The sequence below is a fragment of the Klebsiella sp. SWET4 genome, from assembly GCF_024296565.1.
Classification (GTDB): domain Bacteria; phylum Pseudomonadota; class Gammaproteobacteria; order Enterobacterales; family Enterobacteriaceae; genus Klebsiella; species Klebsiella variicola.
In genome coordinates, this window is sequence record NZ_JANCOB010000005.1 from 174278 (window position 1) to 197255 (window position 22978).

16 protein-coding genes are annotated in these 22978 nt (G+C 58.9%); 12 read left to right on the forward strand and 4 right to left on the reverse strand.

Annotated features, from left to right (window positions below):
* Positions 1 to 98: 98 nt before the first annotated feature.
* Positions 99 to 944 (reverse strand): arabinose operon transcriptional regulator AraC, encoded by an 846-nt coding sequence (gene araC / locus NKJ21_RS14000; RefSeq protein ID WP_004204301.1) that lies wholly within the window; start codon positions 942 to 944, stop codon positions 99 to 101.
* Between the two features lie 336 nt (positions 945 to 1280).
* Here araC and araB point away from each other — a divergent pair, with 336 nt between their 5' ends.
* The 6 genes from araB to rluA all read left to right on the forward strand — a co-directional run bounded on the left by araB (position 1281) and on the right by rluA (position 11607).
* Positions 1281 to 2990 carry a ribulokinase gene (gene araB, locus NKJ21_RS14005; RefSeq protein ID WP_012968947.1) on the forward strand — a complete coding sequence of 570 codons (1710 nt, stop codon included), beginning with the start codon at positions 1281 to 1283 and terminating at the stop codon, positions 2988 to 2990.
* Between the two features lie 10 nt (positions 2991 to 3000).
* On the forward strand, positions 3001 to 4503 hold the full coding sequence (gene araA / locus NKJ21_RS14010; protein ID WP_254732948.1) for an L-arabinose isomerase: 1503 nt from the start codon (positions 3001 to 3003) through the stop codon (positions 4501 to 4503).
* A gap of 137 nt (positions 4504 to 4640) precedes the next feature.
* Positions 4641 to 5336: an L-ribulose-5-phosphate 4-epimerase gene (gene araD, locus NKJ21_RS14015; RefSeq protein WP_109909975.1), complete on the forward strand. Its 696-nt coding sequence runs from the start codon at positions 4641 to 4643 to the stop codon at positions 5334 to 5336.
* Between the two features lie 148 nt (positions 5337 to 5484).
* Positions 5485 to 7842: a DNA polymerase II gene (polB, locus tag NKJ21_RS14020; protein ID WP_155011022.1), complete on the forward strand. Its 2358-nt coding sequence runs from the start codon at positions 5485 to 5487 to the stop codon at positions 7840 to 7842.
* Positions 7843 to 8028: 186 nt separating this feature from the next.
* A complete protein-coding gene (gene rapA / locus NKJ21_RS14025; protein ID WP_008807464.1) occupies positions 8029 to 10935 on the forward strand; it encodes an RNA polymerase-associated protein RapA in 2907 nt (968 codons plus the stop codon).
* A gap of 12 nt (positions 10936 to 10947) precedes the next feature.
* Positions 10948 to 11607: a bifunctional tRNA pseudouridine(32) synthase/23S rRNA pseudouridine(746) synthase RluA gene (rluA, locus tag NKJ21_RS14030; RefSeq protein WP_008807465.1), complete on the forward strand. Its 660-nt coding sequence runs from the start codon at positions 10948 to 10950 to the stop codon at positions 11605 to 11607.
* A 42-nt stretch (positions 11608 to 11649) separates the two neighbouring features.
* Here rluA and citX read toward each other — a convergent pair whose 3' ends face one another.
* Together citX and NKJ21_RS14040 are read right to left on the reverse strand one after the other, a co-directional pair.
* Positions 11650 to 12189 carry a citrate lyase holo-[acyl-carrier protein] synthase gene (citX, locus tag NKJ21_RS14035; protein ID WP_008807466.1) on the reverse strand — a complete coding sequence of 180 codons (540 nt, stop codon included), beginning with the start codon at positions 12187 to 12189 and terminating at the stop codon, positions 11650 to 11652.
* Between the two features lie 179 nt (positions 12190 to 12368).
* Positions 12369 to 13733 carry a 2-hydroxycarboxylate transporter family protein gene (locus tag NKJ21_RS14040; protein ID WP_008807467.1) on the reverse strand — a complete coding sequence of 455 codons (1365 nt, stop codon included), beginning with the start codon at positions 13731 to 13733 and terminating at the stop codon, positions 12369 to 12371.
* Between the two features lie 323 nt (positions 13734 to 14056).
* On the opposite strand from NKJ21_RS14040, the gene NKJ21_RS14045 reads away from it, so the two are divergent.
* Positions 14057 to 15682: a sensor histidine kinase gene (locus NKJ21_RS14045; protein WP_254732950.1), complete on the forward strand. Its 1626-nt coding sequence runs from the start codon at positions 14057 to 14059 to the stop codon at positions 15680 to 15682.
* Positions 15672 to 16370 (forward strand): response regulator, encoded by a 699-nt coding sequence (locus NKJ21_RS14050; protein WP_008807469.1) that lies wholly within the window; start codon positions 15672 to 15674, stop codon positions 16368 to 16370. Before NKJ21_RS14045 ends, NKJ21_RS14050 begins: the two co-directional genes overlap by 11 nt.
* 32 nt (positions 16371 to 16402) lie before the next feature.
* Here the strand turns inward: NKJ21_RS14050 and djlA are convergent, their stop codons facing one another.
* Positions 16403 to 17230 (reverse strand): co-chaperone DjlA, encoded by an 828-nt coding sequence (djlA, locus tag NKJ21_RS14055; protein ID WP_008807470.1) that lies wholly within the window; start codon positions 17228 to 17230, stop codon positions 16403 to 16405.
* 243 nt (positions 17231 to 17473) lie between these two features.
* Between djlA and lptD the strand changes: the two genes are divergently transcribed.
* Genes lptD through rsmA form a run of 4 tightly spaced genes read left to right on the forward strand, consistent with a single transcriptional unit; the run spans position 17474 to position 22976 of the window.
* Complete coding sequence (gene lptD, locus NKJ21_RS14060) at positions 17474 to 19822, forward strand: LPS assembly protein LptD (protein ID WP_008807471.1); 2349 nt, start codon at positions 17474 to 17476, stop codon at positions 19820 to 19822.
* 54 nt (positions 19823 to 19876) lie between these two features.
* The gene (gene surA, locus NKJ21_RS14065) at positions 19877 to 21163 is read left to right on the forward strand and encodes a peptidylprolyl isomerase SurA (protein ID WP_008807472.1); all 1287 of its coding nucleotides are present in this window, start codon (positions 19877 to 19879) and stop codon (positions 21161 to 21163) included.
* A 5-nt stretch (positions 21164 to 21168) separates the two neighbouring features.
* Positions 21169 to 22158 carry a 4-hydroxythreonine-4-phosphate dehydrogenase PdxA gene (gene pdxA, locus NKJ21_RS14070; RefSeq protein WP_044649825.1) on the forward strand — a complete coding sequence of 330 codons (990 nt, stop codon included), beginning with the start codon at positions 21169 to 21171 and terminating at the stop codon, positions 22156 to 22158.
* Positions 22155 to 22976 carry a 16S rRNA (adenine(1518)-N(6)/adenine(1519)-N(6))-dimethyltransferase RsmA gene (gene rsmA / locus NKJ21_RS14075; protein ID WP_008807474.1) on the forward strand — a complete coding sequence of 274 codons (822 nt, stop codon included), beginning with the start codon at positions 22155 to 22157 and terminating at the stop codon, positions 22974 to 22976. Before pdxA ends, rsmA begins: the two co-directional genes overlap by 4 nt.
* Positions 22977 to 22978: the final 2 nt, after the last annotated feature.

The window sequence follows — 22978 nt, forward strand, 5'->3', positions numbered from 1 at the left end:
TTCTCCGGAGCCATCGCGCCCTCGTCAAGCCACCAATTGTCTTAATAGTTTACTGGCTGTGATATTTAAGCGGGTCATCATTTCACTTTCTTTACTTTTTATTCACATCCTGCACGGAATTCGCTCGGGCTGGCGCCGGTGCATTTTTTAAATACGCGCGAAAAATAGAGCTGATCTTCAAAGCCAACGTTGCGCCCGACGGTGGCGATCGGCATCCGTGTCGTGCTCAGCAGCAGTTTGGCCTGGCTGATGCGCTGATCTTCCCGCCAGCCGAGCACACTGATCCCCAACTGCTGGCGGAACAGGTGCGACAGACGCGAGGGCGACAGGCAGACGTGCTGGGCGACGCTGGCAATATCAAAATGGCTGTCCGCCAGATGGTCGCTGATGTACTGGCAGGCGTCGCGCACCCGGTTATCCAGCGGCGGATGCAGCGATTCGTTGATCGCCTCCATGCGCCGCAGCAGCAGCTGTTCCAGCAGATTTATCGCCAGCAGTTCGGAATAGCGCCCCGCCCCCTGCCCGGCATCGACGATCTGGCCGAACAGTTCGCCAAAGCGCGCCTGCCACTGTTCATCCGGACGGAAAAAGCCGGTCTGGGCGAAGATCGTCGGCCAGTTGAGCCACTCGTGCCAGTAGGCGCGTGGCCGGAAGTAGACCCACTGGTGATACCACTCGCTGGCGTCGGGATGGCGGCCGTAGTGATGGATTTCCCCTGGCGGGAACAGCAACATATCACCCGGCCGGCAGACGAACTGCTCGCCGTGGTTGTTGATAACACCCTCGCCGCGGATCGTCAGGTTGAGAATATAGCCTTTCATGCCCAGCGGGCGGTCGATAAAGAAATCCAGGTATCCCTGCGCCTCAATCGGCGTGAGGCCGGTGACCAGATGAGCGTTAAAAGAGTAGCCCGGCAGCAGCGGATCGTTTTGCGTTTCGGCCATACGCGTGGTTCTCCCCGAAGGTATTAGTGACACCAATTGTCCATATTCATCATTTTATCGCTCTCGGCCCTGTCGCGACTGCGACGGCGGTGGGAATTTCGCTAAAAAGCCGCACGGTAAGCGAAAAAGCGCCAGCAGCGTGCATTCCACTGTGATATACCGGGTAACAAAAGTGTCTATAAATACGGCAGGAAAGTCCACATCGAATATTTGCACGGCGTCACACTTTGCGAGGTGACAGCAAAATAATCCATAAGATTAGCGAATCCGGCCTGACGGATTTTGCCGGGGATATCTACTGTTGCTGCATGAATGATTTCTGCATGGAGTAACAAGATGGCAATTGCGATTGGCCTCGACTTTGGTAGTGACTCAGTCCGCGCCCTGGCGGTGGAATGCGCGTCCGGCGCAGAGCTGGCGGCAAGCGTAGAGTGGTATCCGCGCTGGCGGGAAGGACAGTATTGCGATGGGGCTAACAACCGGTTCCGCCACCACCCGCGAGATTACATCGAGTCCATGGAAGCGGCGCTGAAAAGCGTGCTCGCTTCGCTGAGCGCCGAACAGCGCGCCGACGTCGTGGGCATTGGCGTCGATAGCACCGGCTCAACCCCGGCTCCCGTTGATGCCGAGGGCAACGTGCTGGCGCTGCGCGAAGAATTCGCTGACAACCCTAACGCCATGTTTGTCCTGTGGAAGGATCACACCGCGGTCGAGGAAGCCGAGGCGATCACCCGCCTGTGTCACCAGCCGGGCAAAGAGGATTACTCGCGCTATATCGGCGGTATCTACTCCAGCGAATGGTTCTGGGCCAAAATCCTTCACGTCACCCGCGAAGATAGCGCCGTCGCCCAGGCTGCCGCCTCGTGGGTAGAGCTTTGCGACTGGGTACCCGCCCTGCTCTCCGGCACCACCCGTCCGCAGGATCTGCGCCGCGGCCGCTGCAGCGCCGGACATAAATCGCTGTGGCACGAAAGCTGGGGCGGTCTGCCGCCGGCCAGCTTCTTCGATGAGCTTGATCCCATCATTAACCAGCATCTGGCCTGGCCGCTGTTCACCGATACCTGGACGGCCGATGTGCCGGTCGGCACGCTGAGCGCAGAGTGGGCCCAGCGTCTGGGTCTGTCGCAGACCGTGGCCATCTCCGGCGGCGCCTTCGACTGCCATATGGGCGCCGTTGGCGCCGGGGCGCAACCTAACGCGCTGGTGAAAGTCATCGGCACCTCCACCTGCGACATCCTGATTGCCGATAAAGAGAGCGTCGGCGAGCGCACGGTAAAAGGTATCTGCGGGCAGGTTGACGGCAGCGTGGTTCCGCACTTTATCGGCATGGAGGCAGGCCAGTCCGCCTTCGGCGATATTTACGCCTGGTTTGGCCGCATTCTCGGCTGGCCGCTGGAACAACTGGCTCAGCAGCAGCCGGCGTTGCGCGAGCAAATCAAAGCCAGCCAAAAACAGTTACTGCCGGCGCTCACCGAAGCCTGGGCCAATAATCCGTCCCTCGATCACCTGCCGGTGGTGCTCGACTGGTTCAACGGCCGCCGCACGCCGAATGCCAACCAGCGTCTGAAAGGGGTGATCACCGATCTTAACCTGGCGACCGACGCGCCGGCGCTGTTCGGTGGCCTCATCGCCGCCACCGCCTTTGGCGCCCGCGCCATTATGGAGTGCTTCACCGAGCAGGGGATCCCGGTTAACAACGTGATGGCCCTCGGCGGTATCGCACGGAAAAACCAGGTCATCATGCAGGCCTGCTGCGATGTGCTGAACCGCCCGCTGCAGATTGTCGCCTCCGATCAGTGCTGTGCGCTGGGGGCGGCTATCTTCGCCGCCGTCGCCGCCGGCGTCTATGACGATATTCCCGCCGCCCAGCAGCGGATGGCAAGCCAGGTGGAAACCACCCTGCAGCCACGCCCGGCGCAGGCGCAACGTTTCGAACAACTCTATCAGCGCTACCAGCAGTGGTCGGTCAGCGCTGAACAACACTATCTCCCTTCGGCTGCAAAGGCGGAAAAAGCCCCGCAATCTCAGGCAGCGCTCACCCATTAAGGATACGAAAATGACGATTTTTGATAACTATGAAGTATGGTTCGTTATTGGCAGTCAACATCTGTACGGCCCGGAAGCCCTGCGCCAGGTGACGAAGCATGCCGAACATGTGGTGAACAGCCTGAATGCGGAAGCCAAACTGCCTTGCAAACTGGTCCTTAAGCCGCTGGGCACCACCCCGGACGAGATCACTCATATCTGCCGCGACGCCAACTACGATGACAAATGCGCCGGGTTAGTGGTCTGGTTGCATACCTTCTCGCCGGCAAAAATGTGGATCAACGGCCTGACCATCCTCAATAAGCCGCTGCTGCAGTTCCATACGCAATACAATGCCGCGCTGCCGTGGGACAGCATCGATATGGACTTTATGAACCTGAACCAGACCGCGCACGGCGGCCGCGAGTTCGGTTTCATCGGCGCCCGTATGCGCCAGCAACACAGCGTGGTCACCGGCCACTGGCAGGATAAAGAAGCCCACCAGCGCATCGGCGGCTGGATGCGCCAGGCGGTCTCCAAACAGGATACTCGCCATCTGAAAGTGTGCCGTTTCGGCGATAACATGCGCGAAGTGGCGGTGACCGACGGCGATAAAGTCGCGGCGCAGATCAAGTTTGGCTTCTCAGTGAACACCTGGGCGGTCGGCGATCTGGTGCAGGTGGTCAACAGCATCAGCGACGGCGATATCAGCGCGCTGGTCGATGAATATGAAAGCACCTACCGTCTGACCCCGGCGGCGCAGGTTCACGGCGAGAAGCGCCAGAACGTGCTGGACGCCGCGCGCATTGAGCTGGGGATGAAACGCTTCCTCGAGCAGGGCGGGTTCCACGCCTTTACCACCACCTTTGAAGATCTCCACGGCCTGAAACAGCTTCCGGGTCTCGCCGTGCAGCGCCTGATGCAGCAGGGCTACGGCTTTGCCGGTGAAGGCGACTGGAAAACCGCCGCTCTGCTTCGCATCATGAAGGTGATGTCAACCGGTCTGCAGGGCGGCACCTCCTTTATGGAGGATTACACCTACCACTTCGACAACGGCAACGATCTGGTGCTCGGTTCGCATATGCTGGAAGTGTGCCCGACGATCGCTACCGCTGAGAAACCGATCCTCGACGTCCAGCCGCTGGGTATCGGCGGCAAAGCGGATCCGGCGCGTTTGATCTTCAATACCCAGACCGGCCCGGCGATTGTCGCCAGCCTGATCGATCTGGGAGATCGCTTCCGTCTGCTGGTCAACACCATTGAAACCGTCCCGACGCCGCACGATCTGCCGAAGCTGCCGGTGGCCAACGCTCTGTGGAAAGCGCAGCCGGATCTGCGTACCGCTTCGGAAGCCTGGATCATCGCCGGTGGCGCGCACCATACCGTCTTCAGCCATGCGCTGAATCTCGACGATATGCGCCAGTTCGCCGAGCTGCACAATATCGAGCTGACGGTCATCGACAACGATACCCGTCTGCCGTCCTTCAAGGACGCGCTGCGCTGGAATGAAGTGTATTACGGTTCAAAACGCTAAGAGGCCGTCCCCTCACCCTTTCCCTCTCCCCGTTGGGGAGAGGATACCGTCAGGGCGCCATGCCGCCTTTCTCCCTCTCCCGCCGGGAGAGGGTCGGGGTGAGGGATACCCGACTCGCCTGCTATTCGGAGCACACTATGTTAGAAGATCTTAAACGCCAGGTTCTGGAAGCCAACTTAGCGCTGCCGCAGCATAATCTGGTGACCTTAACCTGGGGCAACGTCAGCGCCGTCGACCGCGACCAGGGCGTTCTGGTTATCAAACCCTCCGGCGTGGATTACCGCGTGATGACCGCCGACGATATGGTGGTGGTCAGTCTGGAGACTGGCGAGGTGGTGGAAGGCAACAAGAAGCCCTCGTCGGATACCCCTACTCATCGCCTGCTGTATCAGGCCTTCCCGACGCTGGGCGGTATTGTGCATACCCATTCGCGCCACGCCACCATCTGGGCGCAGGCCGGGCAATCCATTCCAGCGACCGGCACCACCCACGCTGACTATTTCTATGGCCCGGTTCCCTGCACCCGGTTGATGACCGATGCGGAGATCAACGGCGAATATGAGAGGGAAACCGGCAACGTGATTGTCGAAACTTTCCGTCAGCAGGGAATCGACCCGGCGCAGATGCCCGGCGTGCTGGTGCATTCCCACGGCCCGTTTGCCTGGGGTAAGAATGCCGAAGACGCGGTGCATAACGCCATCGTGCTGGAAGAGATCGCCTATATGGGCATCTTCTGTCGCCAGCTGGCGCCGCAGCTGCCGGATATGCAGCAGACGCTGCTAGATAAGCATTATCTGCGTAAGCACGGGGCCAAAGCCTACTACGGCCAATAATCACCCTGCTCGCCACCGTCTGGTAGCCCGGATAAGGCGCAAGCCGCAATCCGGGGCCACCTTAGCGCCGAATACCTGTATAAAACCCCAGCATCCATCATGAAACCAGGCTATAATCAGGCCTGGTTTTTTATCGGCGAGAATACCCGTGACCCAGCCACGAGCAGGTTTTTTACTCACCCGTCACTGGCGGGACACCCCGCAGGGCAGCGAGCTTTCCTTTTGGCTGGCCACCGACGACGGCCCGCTGCAGGTCACGCTGCCGCCGCAGGAGTCCGTTGCCTTTATCCCCGAAGCGCAGCAGGCGCAGGCTGAACGGCTGCTGCAGGGGGAGAAAGGCTTCCGCTTCGCTCCACTGACCCTGAGAGATTTCCACCGGCAGCCGGTTGTCGGCCTTTACTGTCGCGCCCATCGTCAATTGATGCGTCTGGAGAAGATGCTCCGCGACAGCGGCGTCACCGTCTACGAGGGTGATATCCGTCCGCCGGAGCGCTACCTGATGGAGCGCTTTATCACCGCCCCGGTGTGGGTAGAAGGCGAAACGCGCGGCTCACAGCTGGTCAACGCGCGCATGAAACCGAACCCTGACTATCGCCCGCCGCTGAAATGGGTGTCGCTGGATATCGAAACCAGCCGCCACGGCGAGCTGTACTGCATCGGTCTGGAAGGCTGCGGCCAGCGGGTGGTCTACATGCTGGGCCCCGAACCGGAAACGCCGCCAGACGTCGACTTCGAGCTGGTCTTCATCGCCAGCCGTCCCCTGCTGCTGGAAAAGCTCAACGCCTGGTTTGCCGAACACGACCCTGACGTGCTGATCGGCTGGAACGTGGTGCAGTTCGATCTGCGGGTCCTGCAAAAGCACGCCGAGCGCTATCGTATCCCGCTGCGTCTCGGCCGCGGCAACAGCGAGCTGGAGTGGCGTGAGCACGGTTTTAAGAACGGCGTCTTTTTCGCCCAGGCCAACGGGCGGCTAATTATCGACGGCATCGACGCGCTAAAATCCGCGTTCTGGAACTTCTCCTCCTTTTCACTGGAGGCCGTGGCCCGCGAACTGCTGGGTGAAGGTAAAGCCATTGACAACCCGTGGGATCGGATGGACGAGATCGATCGCCGCTTCCATGAAGACAAACCGGCGCTGGCGATCTATAACCTGCAGGATTGCGAGCTGGTCACGCGGATCTTCCACAAAACGGAGATCATGCCGTTTCTGCTCGAACGGGCGACGGTTAACGGTCTGCCCGCCGATCGCCACGGCGGATCGGTGGCCGCCTTCAGCCATCTCTATTTCCCACGCATGCACCGCCTGGGCTACGTGGCGCCGAACCTCGGCGACGTCCCCCCGCAAGCCAGCCCCGGCGGCTACGTGATGGACTCCCGCCCCGGTCTGTATGACTCGGTGCTGGTGTTGGACTATAAAAGCCTGTATCCGTCGATTATTCGTACCTTTCTAATCGATCCGGTCGGCCTGGTGGAAGGCATGGCGCAGCCCGATGATCAGCACAGCATCGAGGGCTTCCTCGGCGCCCGCTTTTCGCGCGACAAACACTGCCTGCCCGGCATCGTCGGGCAGATCTGGCACGGCCGCGATGAAGCCAAACGCCAGCATAATAAGCCGCTCTCCCAGGCGCTGAAGATTATCATGAACGCCTTCTACGGCGTGCTGGGCACCAGCGCCTGCCGCTTCTTCGACCCGCGTCTCGCCTCGTCGATTACCATGCGCGGTCACGCGATCATGCGCCAGACCAAAGCGCTAATTGAAGCCAAAGGCTACGACGTTATCTACGGCGATACCGATTCCACCTTCGTCTGGCTGAAACGCCCGCACAGCGAAGCACAGGCAGCGGAGATCGGCCGCGAGCTGGTCAGCGACGTCAATGCCTGGTGGGCGCAGGAGCTTGGTAAAAGCCAGCTGACCAGCGCCCTGGAGCTGGAGTATGAAACCCACTTCTGCCGCTTTTTAATGCCGACGATCCGCGGCGCCGATACCGGCAGCAAGAAGCGCTATGCCGGGATGATTCAGGAGGGCGATGCCCAGCGCATGGTGTTCAAGGGGCTGGAGACGGTACGCACCGACTGGACGCCGCTAGCCCAGCAGTTTCAACAGGAGTTATACCTGCGCATCTTCCGCAACCAGCCGTATCAGGATTATGTGCGGGAGACTATCGCCAGGCTGATGAATGGCGAACTCGACAAGCAGCTGGTTTATCGCAAGCGCCTGCGCCGACCGCTGGCCGAGTATCAACGTAACGTGCCGCCGCACGTGCGCGCCGCGAGGCTGGCGGATGAACACAACGTGAAGCTTGGGCGGGCGCAGCAGTATCAGCAGCGCGGCACCATCAAATACGTCTGGACCACCAGCGGCCCGGAGCCGGTGGATTACCAGCAGTCGCCGCTCGATTACGATCACTATTTAACAAAGCAGTTGCAGCCGGTGGCGGAAGGGATCCTGCCCTTCGTCAACGATGACTTTGCTACAATAGTGACAGGACAGCTGGGGCTATTTTAATTTTTTCTCACTCATTCCGCAGGCACAAAAGCCGAAAAATGAAGGGTGCGGAGGAGGTGACGAACGTTCCTCCATCCAGTAATATAGCGCCCTTTCCATTCCTGGCCCCAATTTTGACGCATCTCCGATTATTCATGGAGATGATCAACTATTGCCTGCAATTAAAGAACAAAGAGCCGAACACATATGCCTTTTACACTTGGTCAACGCTGGATTAGCGACACAGAGAGCGAACTAGGATTAGGGACGGTGGTAGCGCTGGATGCGCGCATGGTCACTCTCCTTTTCCCCGCCATCGGCGAAAACCGTCTGTACTCTCGCAACGATTCCCCGATCACCCGCGTGATGTTTAACCCGGGCGACACCATTACCAGCCATGAAGGCTGGCAGCTCCACGTTGACAAAGTGAATGAAGAGAACGGGCTGCTGTCCTACACCGGTACTCGCCTGGACACCCAGGAAGCGAACGTGACTCTGCGTGAAGTGCTGCTCGACAGCAAACTGGTGTTCAGCAAGCCGCAGGACCGCCTGTTTGCCGGTCAAATTGACCGTATGGACCGCTTTGCCCTGCGCTACCGTGCGCGTAAGTTCCAGAGCGAGCAGTACCGCATGCCGTGGAGCGGCCTGCGCGGCCAGCGCACCAGCCTGATCCCGCATCAGCTGAACATCGCCCATGACGTGGGCCGTCGTCACGCGCCGCGCGTCCTGCTGGCCGATGAAGTGGGCTTAGGTAAAACCATCGAAGCCGGGATGATCCTCCACCAGCAGCTGCTCTCCGGCGCCGCCGAGCGCGTGCTGATTGTGGTCCCGGAAACCCTCCAGCACCAGTGGCTGGTGGAAATGCTGCGCCGTTTCAACCTGCGTTTCTCGCTGTTCGACGACGAACGTTACGCCGAAGCGCAGCACGATGCCTACAACCCGTTCGAAACCGAACAGCTGGTGATCTGCTCTTTAGACTTCGTGCGCCGCAGCAAACAGCGCCTGGAGCATCTGTGCGACGCCGAATGGGACCTGATGGTGGTCGACGAAGCGCACCACCTGGTGTGGAGCGAAGAGGCGCCGAGCCGTGAATATCAGGCCATTGAACAGCTGGCCGAGCGCGTGCCGGGCATCCTGCTGCTGACCGCGACGCCGGAACAGTTGGGGATGGAGAGCCACTTTGCGCGCCTGCGTCTGCTGGATCCAAACCGCTTCCACGATTTTGCCCAGTTTGTTGAAGAACAACAAAACTACCGCCCGGTCGCCGATGCCGTCGCCCTGCTGCTGGCGGGCAACACGCTGAGCGATAGCGAACTCAATACCCTTGGCGATCTGATCGGCGAGCAGGATATCGAGCCGCTGCTGCAGGCTGCCAACAGCGATCGCGAAGACGCTCAGGCCGCGCGCCAGGAGCTGGTCTCGATGCTGATGGACCGCCATGGCACCAGCCGCGTGCTGTTCCGGAACACCCGTAACGGAGTGAAAGGCTTCCCGAAACGCGAGCTGCACACCATTCGTCTGCCGCTGCCGACCCAGTACCAGACGGCCATCAAGGTCTCTGGCATCATGGGCGCCCGCAAAACCGCGGAAGAGCGCGCGCGCGACATGCTCTATCCGGAGCAGATCTATCAGGAATTTGAAGGCGATACCGGCACCTGGTGGAACTTCGACCCGCGCGTCGAGTGGCTGATGGGCTATCTGACCAGCCATCGCTCGCAGAAGGTCCTGGTGATTTGCGCCAAAGCCGCCACCGCGCTACAGCTGGAGCAGGTGCTGCGCGAGCGCGAAGGCATCCGCGCCGCGGTGTTCCATGAAGGGATGTCGATTATCGAACGCGACCGCGCCGCGGCGTGGTTTGCCGAAGAAGACACCGGCGCGCAGGTGTTGCTGTGCTCCGAAATCGGCTCCGAAGGACGTAACTTCCAGTTCGCCAGCAACCTGGTGATGTTCGACCTGCCATTTAACCCGGATCTGCTGGAGCAGCGTATCGGCCGTCTCGACCGTATCGGTCAGGCGCACGATATCCAGATCCACGTTCCATACCTGGAAAAGACCGCGCAGTCGGTGCTGGTGCGCTGGTATCACGAAGGGCTCGATGCCTTCGAACATACCTGCCCGACCGGCCGCACCGTCTACGACAGCGTCCATGATGAACTGATCAACTATCTTGCGGCGCCAGAATCCACCGACGGCTTTGACGATCTGATCAAATCCTGCCGCCAACAGCATGACGCCCTGAAGGCGCAGCTGGAGCAGGGCCGCGACCGTCTGCTGGAGATCCACTCCAACGGCGGCGAGAAAGCGCAGGCGCTGGCGGAGAGCATCGAAGAGCAGGATGACGACACCAGTCTGATCGCCTTCTCGATGAACCTGTTCGATATCGTCGGCATCAACCAGGACGACCGCGGTGAAAACCTGATCGTCCTCACCCCGTCCGACCATATGCTGGTCCCGGATTTCCCGGGCCTGCCGGAAGACGGCTGCACCATCACCTTCGAGCGTGACGTGGCGCTGTCGCGTGAAGATGCGCAGTTCATCACCTGGGAACATCCGCTGATCCGCAACGGTCTGGATCTGATCCTCTCCGGCGATACCGGCAGCAGCACCATTTCCCTGCTGAAGAATAAGGCGCTGCCGGTCGGCACCCTGCTGCTGGAGCTGATCTACGTCGTCGAAGCGCAGGCGCCGAAGCAGCTGCAGCTTAACCGCTTCCTGCCGGCGACCCCGGTTCGCCTGCTGCTGGATAAAAACGGCAACAACCTCGCCGGCCAGGTGGAATTTGAAAGCTTCAACCGCCAGCTGAGCGCGGTCAACCGCCACACCGGCAGCAAACTGGTCAACGCGGTGCAGCAGGACGTTCACGCCATTCTGCAACAGGGCGAAGCGCAGATCGCCAAAGCGGCGCAGGGGCTGATCGACGCAGCGCGTAACGAAGCCGATGAAAAGCTGACGGCGGAGCTGTCGCGTCTGGAAGCGCTGAAGGCGGTGAACCCGAACATCCGTGACGACGAACTGGCGGCGATCGAAAGCAACCGTCAGCAGGTGATGGATGCGCTGGCGCAGGCCGGATGGCGTCTGGACGCGCTGCGTCTGATCGTCGTCACCCACCAGTAACGGAACGCGAACATGGCGATGGAAAACTACAATCCGCCGCAGGATCCCTGGCTGGTGATCCTGTATCAGGATGAGCACATCATGGTGGTCAACAAGCCGAGCGGCTTGTTGTCCGTACCCGGTCGTCTTGAGGAGCATAAAGACAGCGTGATGACGCGCATTCAGCGCGACTTCCCGCAGGCCGAATCGGTGCATCGCCTTGATATGGCCACCAGCGGCGTGATTGTGGTGGCGCTGAATAAGGCCGCGGAGCGTGAGCTGAAACGTCAGTTCCGCGAGCGCGAGCCGAAAAAACAGTACGTCGCCCGCGTCTGGGGCCATCCGCAGCCGGCGGAAGGTCTGGTGGATTTACCGCTGATTTGCGACTGGCCGAACCGGCCAAAGCAGAAGGTGTGCTACGAAACCGGCAAAGCGGCGCAAACCGAGTATGAGGTGCTGGAGTACGCGGAGGACAACACCGCCCGCGTGCGCCTGAAGCCGATTACCGGACGCTCGCATCAGCTGCGCGTGCATATGCTGGCGCTGGGGCATCCGATCCTTGGCGACCGCTTTTACGCCACGCCGGAGGCGCTGGCGATGGCCCCGCGTCTGCTGCTGCACGCCGAGACGCTCACCATCACCCACCCTGCCTACGGCAACGCGATGACCTTTCGCGCGCCGGTCGACTTTTAGGATGTCCCCGGTAGCGCCTTGCCGCCGGGGAATACTGACCCGTTAGTCGCGGGCAAACCACGCATCAATCATCTGCTCAACGCGCGCCACGACGAGATCGGTGTCGTGGCGACGGCTGCGCGCGCAGGCGTGCGCCGGCTCATCACACAGCAGACAGCGGCGCTGCGACTCACCCAGCGACTGACGTCCCACCTGCCCGTTCTGTGGACAGATCACATCGATATCCCACAGGCGTCCCAGCGGATGGCTCTGCTCCAGCGTGCTGCACATCGCTTTGATTTCGCTGGCCGGGTGCGCCACGCACCACAGCGCTTCGGGCCCGGTCGGCAACCACAGCACCTGACGATCCAGCGCTTGCCAGCGGTGCTTCCACAGCAGCTGGTCGCAGGCCTGGAGGGCAACGCCCATCATGTTGCGATAGCGAATGCTGTCTTTCACCGCCCCCGGGGTCACCAGGGTCAGGGAAATAACAGGCTGCTGATAATGGGCCAGCCAGTCAGCCTGGCGGGCTGCACGCTGCTCTTTCGCCGCCAGCAATGCATCGATGCTGACGCCCGCCTGGGCGGGAGTATCCACTGACATTAATTCCTCTCCTACATATGATAAATGCGACAGCGCCTGGGCTGTCATGATGATGGATGCGATAGCCGATCGCGCGCTGATTGTAACGCTAAATGCGGAGCATTTAGGATACAGAACGCAGATATTTTCTGCGTTCTGTAGCGGAAAATGGCAGATTTATCGCTTAGCGCAGCGTTTAATCACGCCAGATAGTGGCTGAGGAACAGCAGTCCCAGCGAGACATTTATCGCCCCGCCGATGCGGGTAGCGATCTGCGCGAACGGCATCAGGCTCATGCGGTTACCGGCGGTCAGGATCGCCACATCGCCGGTGCCGCCCTGCCCGCTCTGGCAACAGGAGACAATCGCCACATCGATCGGGTGCATCCCTATTTTTTTACCCACAAAGAACCCGGTCGCCACCAGCGCCGAGACGGTACTGACGATCACCAGAAGGTTGGTCAGCGTGAAGGCGTTTACCAGTTCCTGCCACGGGGTGATCGCCACGCCGACGGCAAAGAGGATCGGGTAAGTCACCGCGGTGCGGAAGAATTTATACACCATCTGCGATCCCTCCTGCAGGCGTGGAGAAACCACGTTAGCCAGCTTTAACAGCACCGCGAGGAACAGCATGCCCACCGGCGCCGGCAGGCCAATCAGTTTGTGGCCAAGCATCCCCATCATATACAGCAGCACCGCCAGCAGCGCGCCGGAGGCCAGGGTCCCGACGTCGGTTTTGCCGCTCACGCCTTCGCTCTCGCCGAGGCTACGGGTTTCATTGCTGCGGTTCGGCATCAGTTGCCCTTCACCGGTGAGATGCGGGGAGCGCTTGCCGAGCTGGTTGAGGCAGCCGGAGATAACGATCGCCGTCAGACTGCCGAGCATCACCATCGGCAATATCCGGCCCAGCGCCACGCCCTGCTCCATATGCATCAGCGCGGCGTAACCCATTGACAGCGGGATCGCCCCTTCCCCCACGCCACCGGCCATGATCGGCAGCACGATAAAGAAGAACACCTGGAACGGCTCCATGCCCAGCAGCGTGCCGACGCCGATGCCCACCAGCATGCCAACCACTTCGCCGCACAGCATCGGGAAGAAGATCTTCAGAAAGCCCTGAATCAGCGTGGTACGGTTCATACTCATGATGCTGCCGACGATGATGCAGCAGATGTAGAGATAGAGGATATTGGTGGATTTATAGAATTTGGTGGTGGATTCCACGACCACATCCGGCAGCAGACCGTAGTGGACCAGCGCGGAAGGAATAAAAGTGGCGCAGATCGCCGCCGCGCCGAGTTTTCCCAGCACCGGCAGACGCTTACCAAACTCGCCGCAGGCGAAGCCAAAGAAAGCCAGGGTGGCCACCATCACCACGATATCGCTCGGCAGTTTACCGCCAAGGCAGTCGAGGGCAATCAGCCCCCCGGCCAGCAAAAACAGCGGCAGCGGGACGATCCCTACCTTCCAGTTATCCATGATGTGCCACCAGCGCTGCTTCAGCGTGGTTTTCGGCGTATTGATTGGTTCAAGGGTTGCAGAGAATGCATTGTCTGTGGTGCTCATAAATTCAGCCCTGTCGTTATTATTCATTTTCAGCGTAAAGGGACAGCGGCGTCGTTAATGTGAAGCTCCCCAGATTAAAAAAGAAGTTTTAATGGTCACTATGGTTTTTATGGTTTCTATTCACGGAACCGCTAAGGGGTGATATATCTCTGATTTATTATTGTGGTTTTTATGGTTTTTATTCTCCCTGACGCGTTATTTCCACTGAGTCCCCCGCCGACAGCCAGCGCCTGCGCAGGCGATCACAACTTCTTCTTAACATTTACGTCACGTGACAGAAAAATGATAGAGTGCCGATATGGTGAATACGCAGTACGGGACCTATGAAGCTCTCTTTTCAATATAAGCTGTTTATTTCGCTGGTCGCCTTTTTCTCGGTCCTCTTTATAGCGCTGGGCATTTATTATTATTTTGACGCCAGCCGCCAGCTGTATCAGGAGATGAGTGGCCGGGCCAAAATTCAGGCTGAAGAGATAGCCCTGATGCCAAATTTGCGTCAGCAGGTCAGCCAGCACGATCCGCAGGCGATCCGGGCGTTTATGCAGCAAATCGCCGCCCATAGCGACGCCAGTTTTATCGTCATCGGCGATCGGCAGGGCGTGCATCTGTTTCACTCCGTCCATCCGGAGTGGGTTGGCACGCGGCTGGTCGGCGGCGACAATCAGGCGGTGCTGGAGGGGCGCACCATCACCACCATTCGCAAAGGCGGCCTCGGCGTCTCACTGCGCAGCAAAACGCCCATCGTCGATGACGAGGGGCAGGTGATCGGCATTGTCTCCGTTGGCTACCTCACCAGCTATCTCGACAGCATCACGCTGACCAAAGTGATCAATATTTTTATCGCCGCCATCCTGCTGCTCATCGCCCTGTTTATCTTCTCCTGGTACTTTACCCGCAGCATCAAGAAGCAGATTTTTTCGCTCGAGCCGCGGGAGATAGGCCTGCTGGTACGTCAGCAAAAGGCAATGATGGAGTCGATCTTTGAAGGGGTGATCGTCATCGATCATCAGCGGCGCATTGAGGTGATTAACCATGCCGCCCGCAGCCTGCTGGGGCTCAGCCAGCCTGCCCGTCAGCTACGCGGCCAGTCAATCGACAGCGTCATTTCGCCGCAACCGTTTTTCGCCAGCGGCGACATGCTCGAGCGTGACACTCATGACGAGCTGTGCCGCTTCAACCAGCTGACCGTGCTCGCCAGCCGGGTGCGCATTATGCTGGAGAATACGCTGCAGGGCTGGGTGATCACCTTCCGCGACCGCAACGAAATCAATGCCCTCACCGCCCAGCTCAGCCAGGTGAAGCGCTATGTCGACAACCTGCGCATCATGCGCCACGAGCAGCTCAACCGGATGACCACCCTCTCCGGTCTGCTGCATATGGGTCACTATGACGAAGCGATCCGCTATATTCAGGCCCAGTCGGAGCATGCCCAGGAGCTGCTGGACTTCATCTCCTCGCACTTCCACTCGCCGACGCTGTGCGGCCTGCTGTTGGGCAAAGCGACCCGCGCCCGCGAAAAAGGCGTGGTCCTGAGCTTCGACCCGGCCTGTCTTATCGATCGTCCGCTGCCGTCGCTAAAGGAATCCGAACTGATCTCCATCATCGGCAACCTGCTGGATAACGCCATCGAAGCCACGCAGCGCGCCGAGCTGCCGCACGAGCCGGTGGAAGTGCTGATTCAGCTCAACGCCCGGGAACTGATCATCGAAGTGGCTGACCGCGGCGTCGGCATTCGTCCCGATATTCGCGACCGCATTTTTGAACGCGGCGTGACCACCAAAACCCGTGGCGATCACGGCATTGGTTTGTATCTTATTGAACATTATGTCACTCAGGCGGGCGGCACCATCGAAGTCGCCGACAACGCGCCGCGGGGAACCATCTTCACCCTGTTTATCCCGGCCGACGCCCCCGCCTGTCCGCAAACGGAGGCCCACAATGCATCATGACCTGGTCGATGTGCTGATCATTGAAGATGAGAGCGAGCTGGCGCGCCTGCACGCCGAGCTTGTGCAAAAACACCCGCGACTGCGGCTGGCAGGCATGGCGGCCTCCCTCGCTCAGGCGCGGCAGTTGCTCCACGCCAGTCCGCCGCAGCTGGTGCTGCTGGATAACTATTTACCGGACGGCAAAGGCGTCACGCTGATGACCGACCCGGTGCTGGCAACCACCCATTGCTCGGTGATCTTTATCACCGCCGCCAGCGATATGGAAACCTGCAGCCTGGCCATCCGCAACGGCGCCTTCGACTATATCCTTAAGCCCGTCTCCTGGAAGCGGCTGAGCCAGTCGCTTGAGCGCTTTATCCAGTTTTACGATCAGCAGCGGGAATGGAAAATCGTCGATCAGCAGAACGTCGATTCTCTCTACCAACTGCAGGCGAAGAACTTCCGCGTGGATAGCGGCAGTAAGGGCATTGAAGAGAAGACGCTGGCGCTGGTGCAGGGATTGTTTAGCGGCCGGGAAGCACACTGTTTTTCCGTCGATGAGGTGGTCAGCGCCGCCGGGCTCAGCAAAACCACCGCCCGGCGCTATCTGGAACACGGTGTCGAGACCGGCTTTCTGGAAGTGGAGATGCTGTATGGAAAAATCGGCCATCCGCGGCGGCTGTACCGACGCGCACAGCCTAAAAACTAAAACCCCTCGACGGACGGGAGGGGCGGGAAAACTCAGAAGCCGCGCTGCTCTTTGATCAGCTCCCAGGCCTTCTGGATCTCCTGAGCTTTCTGTTTGGCCATCTCCATCATCTCCGGCGGCAGCCCTTTCGCCACCAGCTTGTCCGGATGATGTTCGTTCATCAGCTTACGATAGGCGCGCTTCACCGTCGCCGCGTCATCGGTCGGTTTCACCCCCAGCACATTGCAGGCATCTTCGAGGGTTGGCCCGCGCTGCGCCTGCTGCCAGCCGGCATTGCCGCCGTGCTGACCATACGATTGCTGCTGCGAACCGCCGCCAAACTGGGCGCCGCCCTGCATCATCCGCAGGAATTGATCGAACTGGGCGCGGGAGATGCCAAGCTCGTCAGCGATGACGAACAGCACTTCACGTTCGTTGGGGTGCAATTCGCCGTCAGCGAACGCCGCCTGCAGCTGAATTTCCAGAAACATCCGAATCAGATCGAAGCGCCCAAAGCAGACGCTGCGCAGCTGACGCATCTTCTCGCGCAGCGGATAGTTGTCGGCCTTGCCGTCGCGAAACGCCTGCTGCGCCGCCGTACGCGATGCGCCGTGCAGGTTCATGCGATCCATCAGCACATTGGCGACATGAATATCAGCTTCGGTGACGCGACCCTTGGATTTGGTCAGATGCCCCATCACTTCAAAGGTGGTGGAAAAGAAGAGCGACTGGCGTTCCTGTTGATTGGCGAAGAGATTCAACCGGCGACTGCGCGCCCGGTCAAACATATGGCCCACCAGGAAGCCGAGCACGACACCCCAAAACCCACCGCCCATCAGCAAAGCCACTGCCACGCCAATCACTTTACCCAAATACTGCATAGACTCCCCAACTGTTTATCGCCGTTAAGCTCGAATATGACCGCACGTTACCCGGCACTCGCGCCTCGGTCAATTGTGGGACATAGCCTATAATTTGCTTTATCATACTCGTCATTCAACAGGGTGCCTAACGCTCGGGCTCGAAACGGGCAGGATTAACACTAGCGTGATAATGTTGAGTAAGTTAGGCTCTGACCGTTTGCAAGCCGCTGCCACAAGATGATGGAACAATAAATACAACGTATGAAAAAACGTATTCCCAGCCTCCTGGCTACGATGATTGCCAGCGCCTTGTATAGCCAACAAGGCCTCGCTGCCGATCTCGCAACGCAATGTATGCTTGGCGTGCCAAGCTTTGATCGTCCGCTCGTGGAAGGGCGGCCTGGCGATCTGCCGGTGACGATTAACGCCGATCATGCGAAGGGCAACTACCCGGATAATGCCGTCTTCACCGGCAACGTCGATATTAACCAGGGGAACAGCCGCCTGCGTGCCGACGAAGTGCAGCTGCATCAGCAGCAGGCCGCGGGCCAGGCGCAACCGGTGCGAACGGTGGATGCGCTGGGCAACGTCCATTACGACGATAACCAGGTGATCCTCAAAGGGCCTAAAGCCTGGTCAAACCTGAACACCAAAGATACCAACGTCTGGCAGGGCGATTATCAAATGGTCGGACGCCAGGGACGCGGCACGGCGGACCTGATGAAACAGCGCGGCGAAAACCGCTATACCATTCTGGAAAACGGCAGCTTTACCTCCTGTCTGCCGGGCTCCGACACCTGGAGCGTCGTGGGCAGCGAAGTCATCCACGACCGTGAAGAGCAGGTTGCCGAGATCTGGAACGCCCGCTTTAAGCTGGGCTCAGTACCGATTTTCTACAGCCCTTACCTGCAGTTGCCGGTGGGCGACAAACGTCGTTCCGGTTTCCTGATCCCGAACGCCAAATACAGTACCAAAAACGGTGTGGAATTCTCCCTGCCGTACTACTGGAACATTGCGCCGAACTTCGATGCCACTATCACCCCGCACTATATGAACAAACGCGGCGGCGTGATGTGGGAAAACGAATTCCGCTACCTGACCCAGCTCGGCAGCGGCTTAACTGAATTCGACTACCTGCCGTCGGATAAAGTCTACGAAGACGATCATTCGAGCGACAGCAACAGCCGCCGCTGGCTGTTCTACTGGAACCACTCCGGGGTTATCGATCAGGTATGGCGTCTGAACGCTGACTACACCAAGGTCAGCGATCCTGACTACTTCAACGATTTCAGCTCGAAATATGGTTCCAGTACCGACGGCTATGCGACGCAGAAATTCAGCGCCGGTTACGTCAATCAGAACTTTGACGCGACGGTATCGACCAAGCAGTTCCAGGTCTTTGACCGGGAATCGAGCAACTCCTACTCGGCTGAGCCGCAGCTCGACATCAACTACTACCAGAACGATGTCGGCCCGTTCGATACCCATCTGTACGGTCAGGTCGCCCATTTTGTTAACTCGAATAACAACATGCCGGAAGCGACCCGCGTTCACCTCGAACCGACGATCAACCTGCCGCTGTCCAACGCCTGGGGCAGTCTGAATACTGAAGCCAAGCTGCTGGCGACCCACTACCAGCAGAGCAACCTCGATAAGTACAACGCCGCCAACGGCACTGACTACAAAGAGTCTGTCAGCCGCGTAATGCCGCAGTTTAAAATCGACGGTAAAATGGTCTTTGAACGCGACCTGCAGGAGGGATTCACCCAAACGCTGGAACCGCGCATGCAGTATCTGTACGTGCCGTACCGCGATCAGAGTGAAATCGGTAGCTACGACTCCACGCTATTGCAGTCGGACTACACCGGCCTGTTCCGCGACCGTACCTATAGCGGTCTGGACCGCATCGCGTCAGCCAACCAGGTCACTACCGGCATCACCTCTCGCGTGTATGATGCCGCCGCCGTGGAACGTTTTAATATTTCCGTTGGTCAAATCTACTATTTCACCGAGTCACGCACCGGTGATGACAACATCAACTGGGAGAACAACGACACCACGGGTTCACTGGTATGGGCCGGCGATACCTACTGGCGCATCGCCGATGACTGGGGTTTACGCGGAGGGATCCAGTACGACACCCGTCTGGATAACGTCGCCACCGGTAACGGCACCATTGAATACCGTCGCGATGAAAACCGCTTAGTCCAGCTTAACTATCGTTACGCCAGCCCGGAATATATTCAGGCTACACTGCCTTCATATTCCACGGCGGCACAATATAAACAGGGTATTTCGCAGGTGGGGATGACCGCCAGTTGGCCGATCGTCGATCGCTGGTCCGTGGTCGGGGCATACTACTTCGATACCAATACCCGGAAAGCAGCAAACCAGATGTTGGGTGTTCAGTATAACTCCTGCTGCTACGCCATCCGTCTTGGCTACGAACGTAAAGTCAACGGCTGGGATAGCAACAACAACGGCGGCGAGAGCAAATACGACAACACCTTCGGAATCAATATTGAATTGCGCGGTCTGAGCTCTAACTACGGCCTCGGCACCCAGCAGATGCTGCGTTCGAACATTTTACCGTACCAGAGCTCCCTGTGATGCGGCTGGTTTACAACATCGTCCGCATTTGCGGTTAATTGAAATGGAAAAAGTATGAAGAACTGGAAAACGCTGCTTCTCGGTATCGCCATGATCGCGAATACCAGTTTCGCTGCCCCTCAGGTGGTCGATAAAGTAGCGGCCGTCGTCAATAATGGCGTCGTGCTGGAAAGCGACGTCGATGGTTTGATGCAATCAGTTAAGCTCAATGCGGGTCAGGCTGGCCAACAGCTGCCGGATGACGCGACACTGCGCCATCAAATCCTCGAAAGACTGATCATGGACCAGATCGTATTGCAGTTGGGGCAGAAGATGGGCGTGAAGGTCTCTGACGACCAGCTCGATCAGGCCATCGCCAACATCGCCAAACAAAACAACATGACCATGGATCAGATGCGCAGCCGTCTGGCCTATGAAGGCATCAACTACAACACCTACCGTAGCCAGATCCGCAAAGAGATGCTGATTTCGGAAGTGCGTAACAATGAAGTGCGTCGCCGTATCACCGTGCTGCCGCAGGAAGTCGAAGCGCTGGCAAAACAGATTGGCGACCAGAACGATGCCAGCACCGAGCTTAACCTGAGCCACATCCTGATCCCGCTGGCGGAAAACCCGACCGCGGATGAAGTTGCCGCAGCTCAGGAGCAAGCAAATGCCATCGTTGAACAAGCGCGCAACGGCGCTAACTTCGGTAAACTGGCCATCACCTACTCCGCTGACCAACAGGCGCTGAAGGGAGGCCAGATGGGCTGGGGTCGTATCCAGGAGCTGCCTGGTATTTTCGCCCAGGCGTTAAGCACCGCCAAAAAAGGGGATATCGTCGGCCCGATCCGCTCTGGCGTCGGCTTCCACATTCTGAAAGTCAACGACCTGCGCGGCGGGACTCAGAACATCTCCGTCACCGAAGTGCATGCCCGTCATATTCTGCTTAAGCCGTCGCCGATCATGAATGATGCCCAGGCCCAGGCCAAGCTGGAACAAATCGCGGCTGACATTAAGAGCGGGAAAACCACCTTCGCCAAAGCGGCGAAAGCGTTCTCTGAAGATCCGGGTTCAGCAAACCAGGGCGGTGATTTAGGTTGGGCGACGCCGGACATCTTCGATCCGGCATTCCGCGATGCGCTGATGCGTTTGAACAAAGGGCAGACCAGCGGACCGGTGCACTCCTCCTTCGGCTGGCATCTGATCGAACTGCTGGATAGCCGTCAGGTCGACAGAACCGACGCCGCGCAGAAAGATCGTGCATACCGCATGCTGATGAACCGCAAATTCTCTGAAGAAGCGGCAACCTGGATGCAGGAACAGCGCGCCAGTGCGTATGTTAAAATTCTGAGCAACTAATATCGATGCCTGAAACCCGTAAAGTTGTCATCACTCCCGGCGAACCCGCCGGGATTGGCCCTGACCTGGTCGTGCAGCTTGCCCAGCGCGACTGGCCAGTTGAGCTGGTGATCTGCGCCGACGGCGCCCTGTTAACTGACCGAGCCCAGCGGCTCGGTCTTCCTTTATCTCTCCTCCCATACGATCCTGCGCAACCGCCCGTTCCGCAACGCGCTGGTACGCTGACGCTGCTTAACGTACCGCTGAACGTTCCGGCGGAACCCGGCGTGCTGAGCGTGCAAAACGGCGCCTATGTCGTGGAAACGCTGGCGCGCGCTTGCGACGGCTGCCTTAGCGGCGAATTTGCGGCGTTAGTGACCGGCCCGGTGCACAAAGGCAACATCAACGACGCCGGCATCGCCTTCACCGGTCATACCGAGTTCTTCGAAGAGCGCGCGAAGGCCAGCAAAGTGGTGATGATGCTGGCGACCGAGGAGCTGCGGGTGGCGCTGGTGACGACCCATCTGCCGTTGAAAGCCATCAGCGAAGCAATAACGCCCGAGCTGCTGCGCGAGATCATCACCATTCTCGATCACGATCTGCGCACGAAATTTGGCATTGCCCAGCCGCATGTGCTGGTTTGCGGGCTTAACCCGCACGCTGGCGAAGGCGGCCATATGGGAACGGAAGAGATAGACACCATTATTCCGGTGCTGGAAGAGATGCGCGCGAAGGGGATGAACCTCAGCGGTCCGCTGCCGGCAGACACCCTCTTTCAGCCCAAATACCTTGACCATGCCGATGCGGTACTCGCGATGTACCACGATCAGGGCCTGCCCGTGCTAAAATACCAGGGCTTTGGCCGCGGCGTGAACATTACGCTCGGTTTACCTTTTATTCGTACCTCCGTCGACCACGGCACCGCACTGGAATTAGCGGGTCAGGGAAAAGCGGACGTCGGCAGTTTTATCACGGCGCTTAATCTCGCCATCAAAATGATTGTTAATACCCAATGAATAATCGAGTCCATCAGGGCCATTTAGCCCGTAAACGCTTCGGGCAGAACTTCCTCAACGATCAGTTTGTGATCGACAGCATCGTCTCGGCGATTAATCCACAGAAAGGCCAGGCAATGGTTGAAATCGGCCCGGGTCTCGCCGCGCTGACCGAACCGGTCGGCGAACGTCTTGACCAACTGACCGTTATCGAACTGGACCGCGATCTGGCGGCTCGCCTGCAGACGCACCCGTTCCTCGGACCGAAGCTGACCATCTATCAGCAGGATGCGATGACCATGAACTTCGGCGAACTGGCGGAGAAAATGGGCCAGCCGCTGCGCGTCTTCGGCAACCTGCCGTACAATATCTCGACGCCGCTAATGTTCCATCTGTTCAGCTATACTGATGCCATTGCCGATATGCACTTTATGCTGCAGAAGGAAGTGGTCAATCGTCTGGTTGCCGGGCCGAACAGTAAGGCGTATGGTCGGTTAAGCGTGATGGCGCAATATTATTGCCAGGTTATCCCGGTACTCGAAGTGCCGCCGAGCGCGTTTACCCCGCCGCCTAAGGTCGACTCCGCGGTGGTTCGCCTGGTGCCGCACCGCACCATGCCGTATCCGGTAAAAGAGGTCCGGGTACTGAGCCGCATCACCACCGAAGCCTTCAACCAGCGCCGTAAGACCATACGCAATAGTCTCGGCAATCTGTTTAGCGTTGAAGTGTTGACCGAGCTGGGCGTCGACCCGGCAGTGCGTGCGGAAAATATTTCTGTAGAGCAGTACTGTAAGATGGCCAACTGGTTATCCAACAATCTGCCTTCGAAGGAGAGCTAACC

Excerpts from the sequence above, each read along its gene's own strand:
- araC (WP_004204301.1), bottom strand. The coding sequence starts at position 944 with ATGGCCGAAACGCAAAACGATCCGCTGCTGCCGGGCTACTCTTTTAAC.
- araB (WP_012968947.1), top strand. The coding sequence starts at position 1,281 with ATGGCAATTGCGATTGGCCTCGACTTTGGTAGTGACTCAGTCCGCGCC.
- araA (WP_254732948.1), top strand. The coding sequence starts at position 3,001 with ATGACGATTTTTGATAACTATGAAGTATGGTTCGTTATTGGCAGTCAA.
- araD (WP_109909975.1), top strand. The coding sequence starts at position 4,641 with ATGTTAGAAGATCTTAAACGCCAGGTTCTGGAAGCCAACTTAGCGCTG.
- rapA (WP_008807464.1), top strand. The coding sequence starts at position 8,029 with ATGCCTTTTACACTTGGTCAACGCTGGATTAGCGACACAGAGAGCGAA.
- rluA (WP_008807465.1), top strand. The coding sequence starts at position 10,948 with ATGGCGATGGAAAACTACAATCCGCCGCAGGATCCCTGGCTGGTGATC.
- citX (WP_008807466.1), bottom strand. The coding sequence starts at position 12,189 with ATGTCAGTGGATACTCCCGCCCAGGCGGGCGTCAGCATCGATGCATTG.
- NKJ21_RS14040 (WP_008807467.1), bottom strand. The coding sequence starts at position 13,733 with ATGAGCACCACAGACAATGCATTCTCTGCAACCCTTGAACCAATCAAT.
- NKJ21_RS14045 (WP_254732950.1), top strand. The coding sequence starts at position 14,057 with ATGAAGCTCTCTTTTCAATATAAGCTGTTTATTTCGCTGGTCGCCTTT.
- NKJ21_RS14050 (WP_008807469.1), top strand. The coding sequence starts at position 15,672 with ATGCATCATGACCTGGTCGATGTGCTGATCATTGAAGATGAGAGCGAG.
- djlA (WP_008807470.1), bottom strand. The coding sequence starts at position 17,230 with ATGCAGTATTTGGGTAAAGTGATTGGCGTGGCAGTGGCTTTGCTGATG.
- lptD (WP_008807471.1), top strand. The coding sequence starts at position 17,474 with ATGAAAAAACGTATTCCCAGCCTCCTGGCTACGATGATTGCCAGCGCC.
- surA (WP_008807472.1), top strand. The coding sequence starts at position 19,877 with ATGAAGAACTGGAAAACGCTGCTTCTCGGTATCGCCATGATCGCGAAT.
- pdxA (WP_044649825.1), top strand. The coding sequence starts at position 21,169 with ATGCCTGAAACCCGTAAAGTTGTCATCACTCCCGGCGAACCCGCCGGG.
- rsmA (WP_008807474.1), top strand. The coding sequence starts at position 22,155 with ATGAATAATCGAGTCCATCAGGGCCATTTAGCCCGTAAACGCTTCGGG.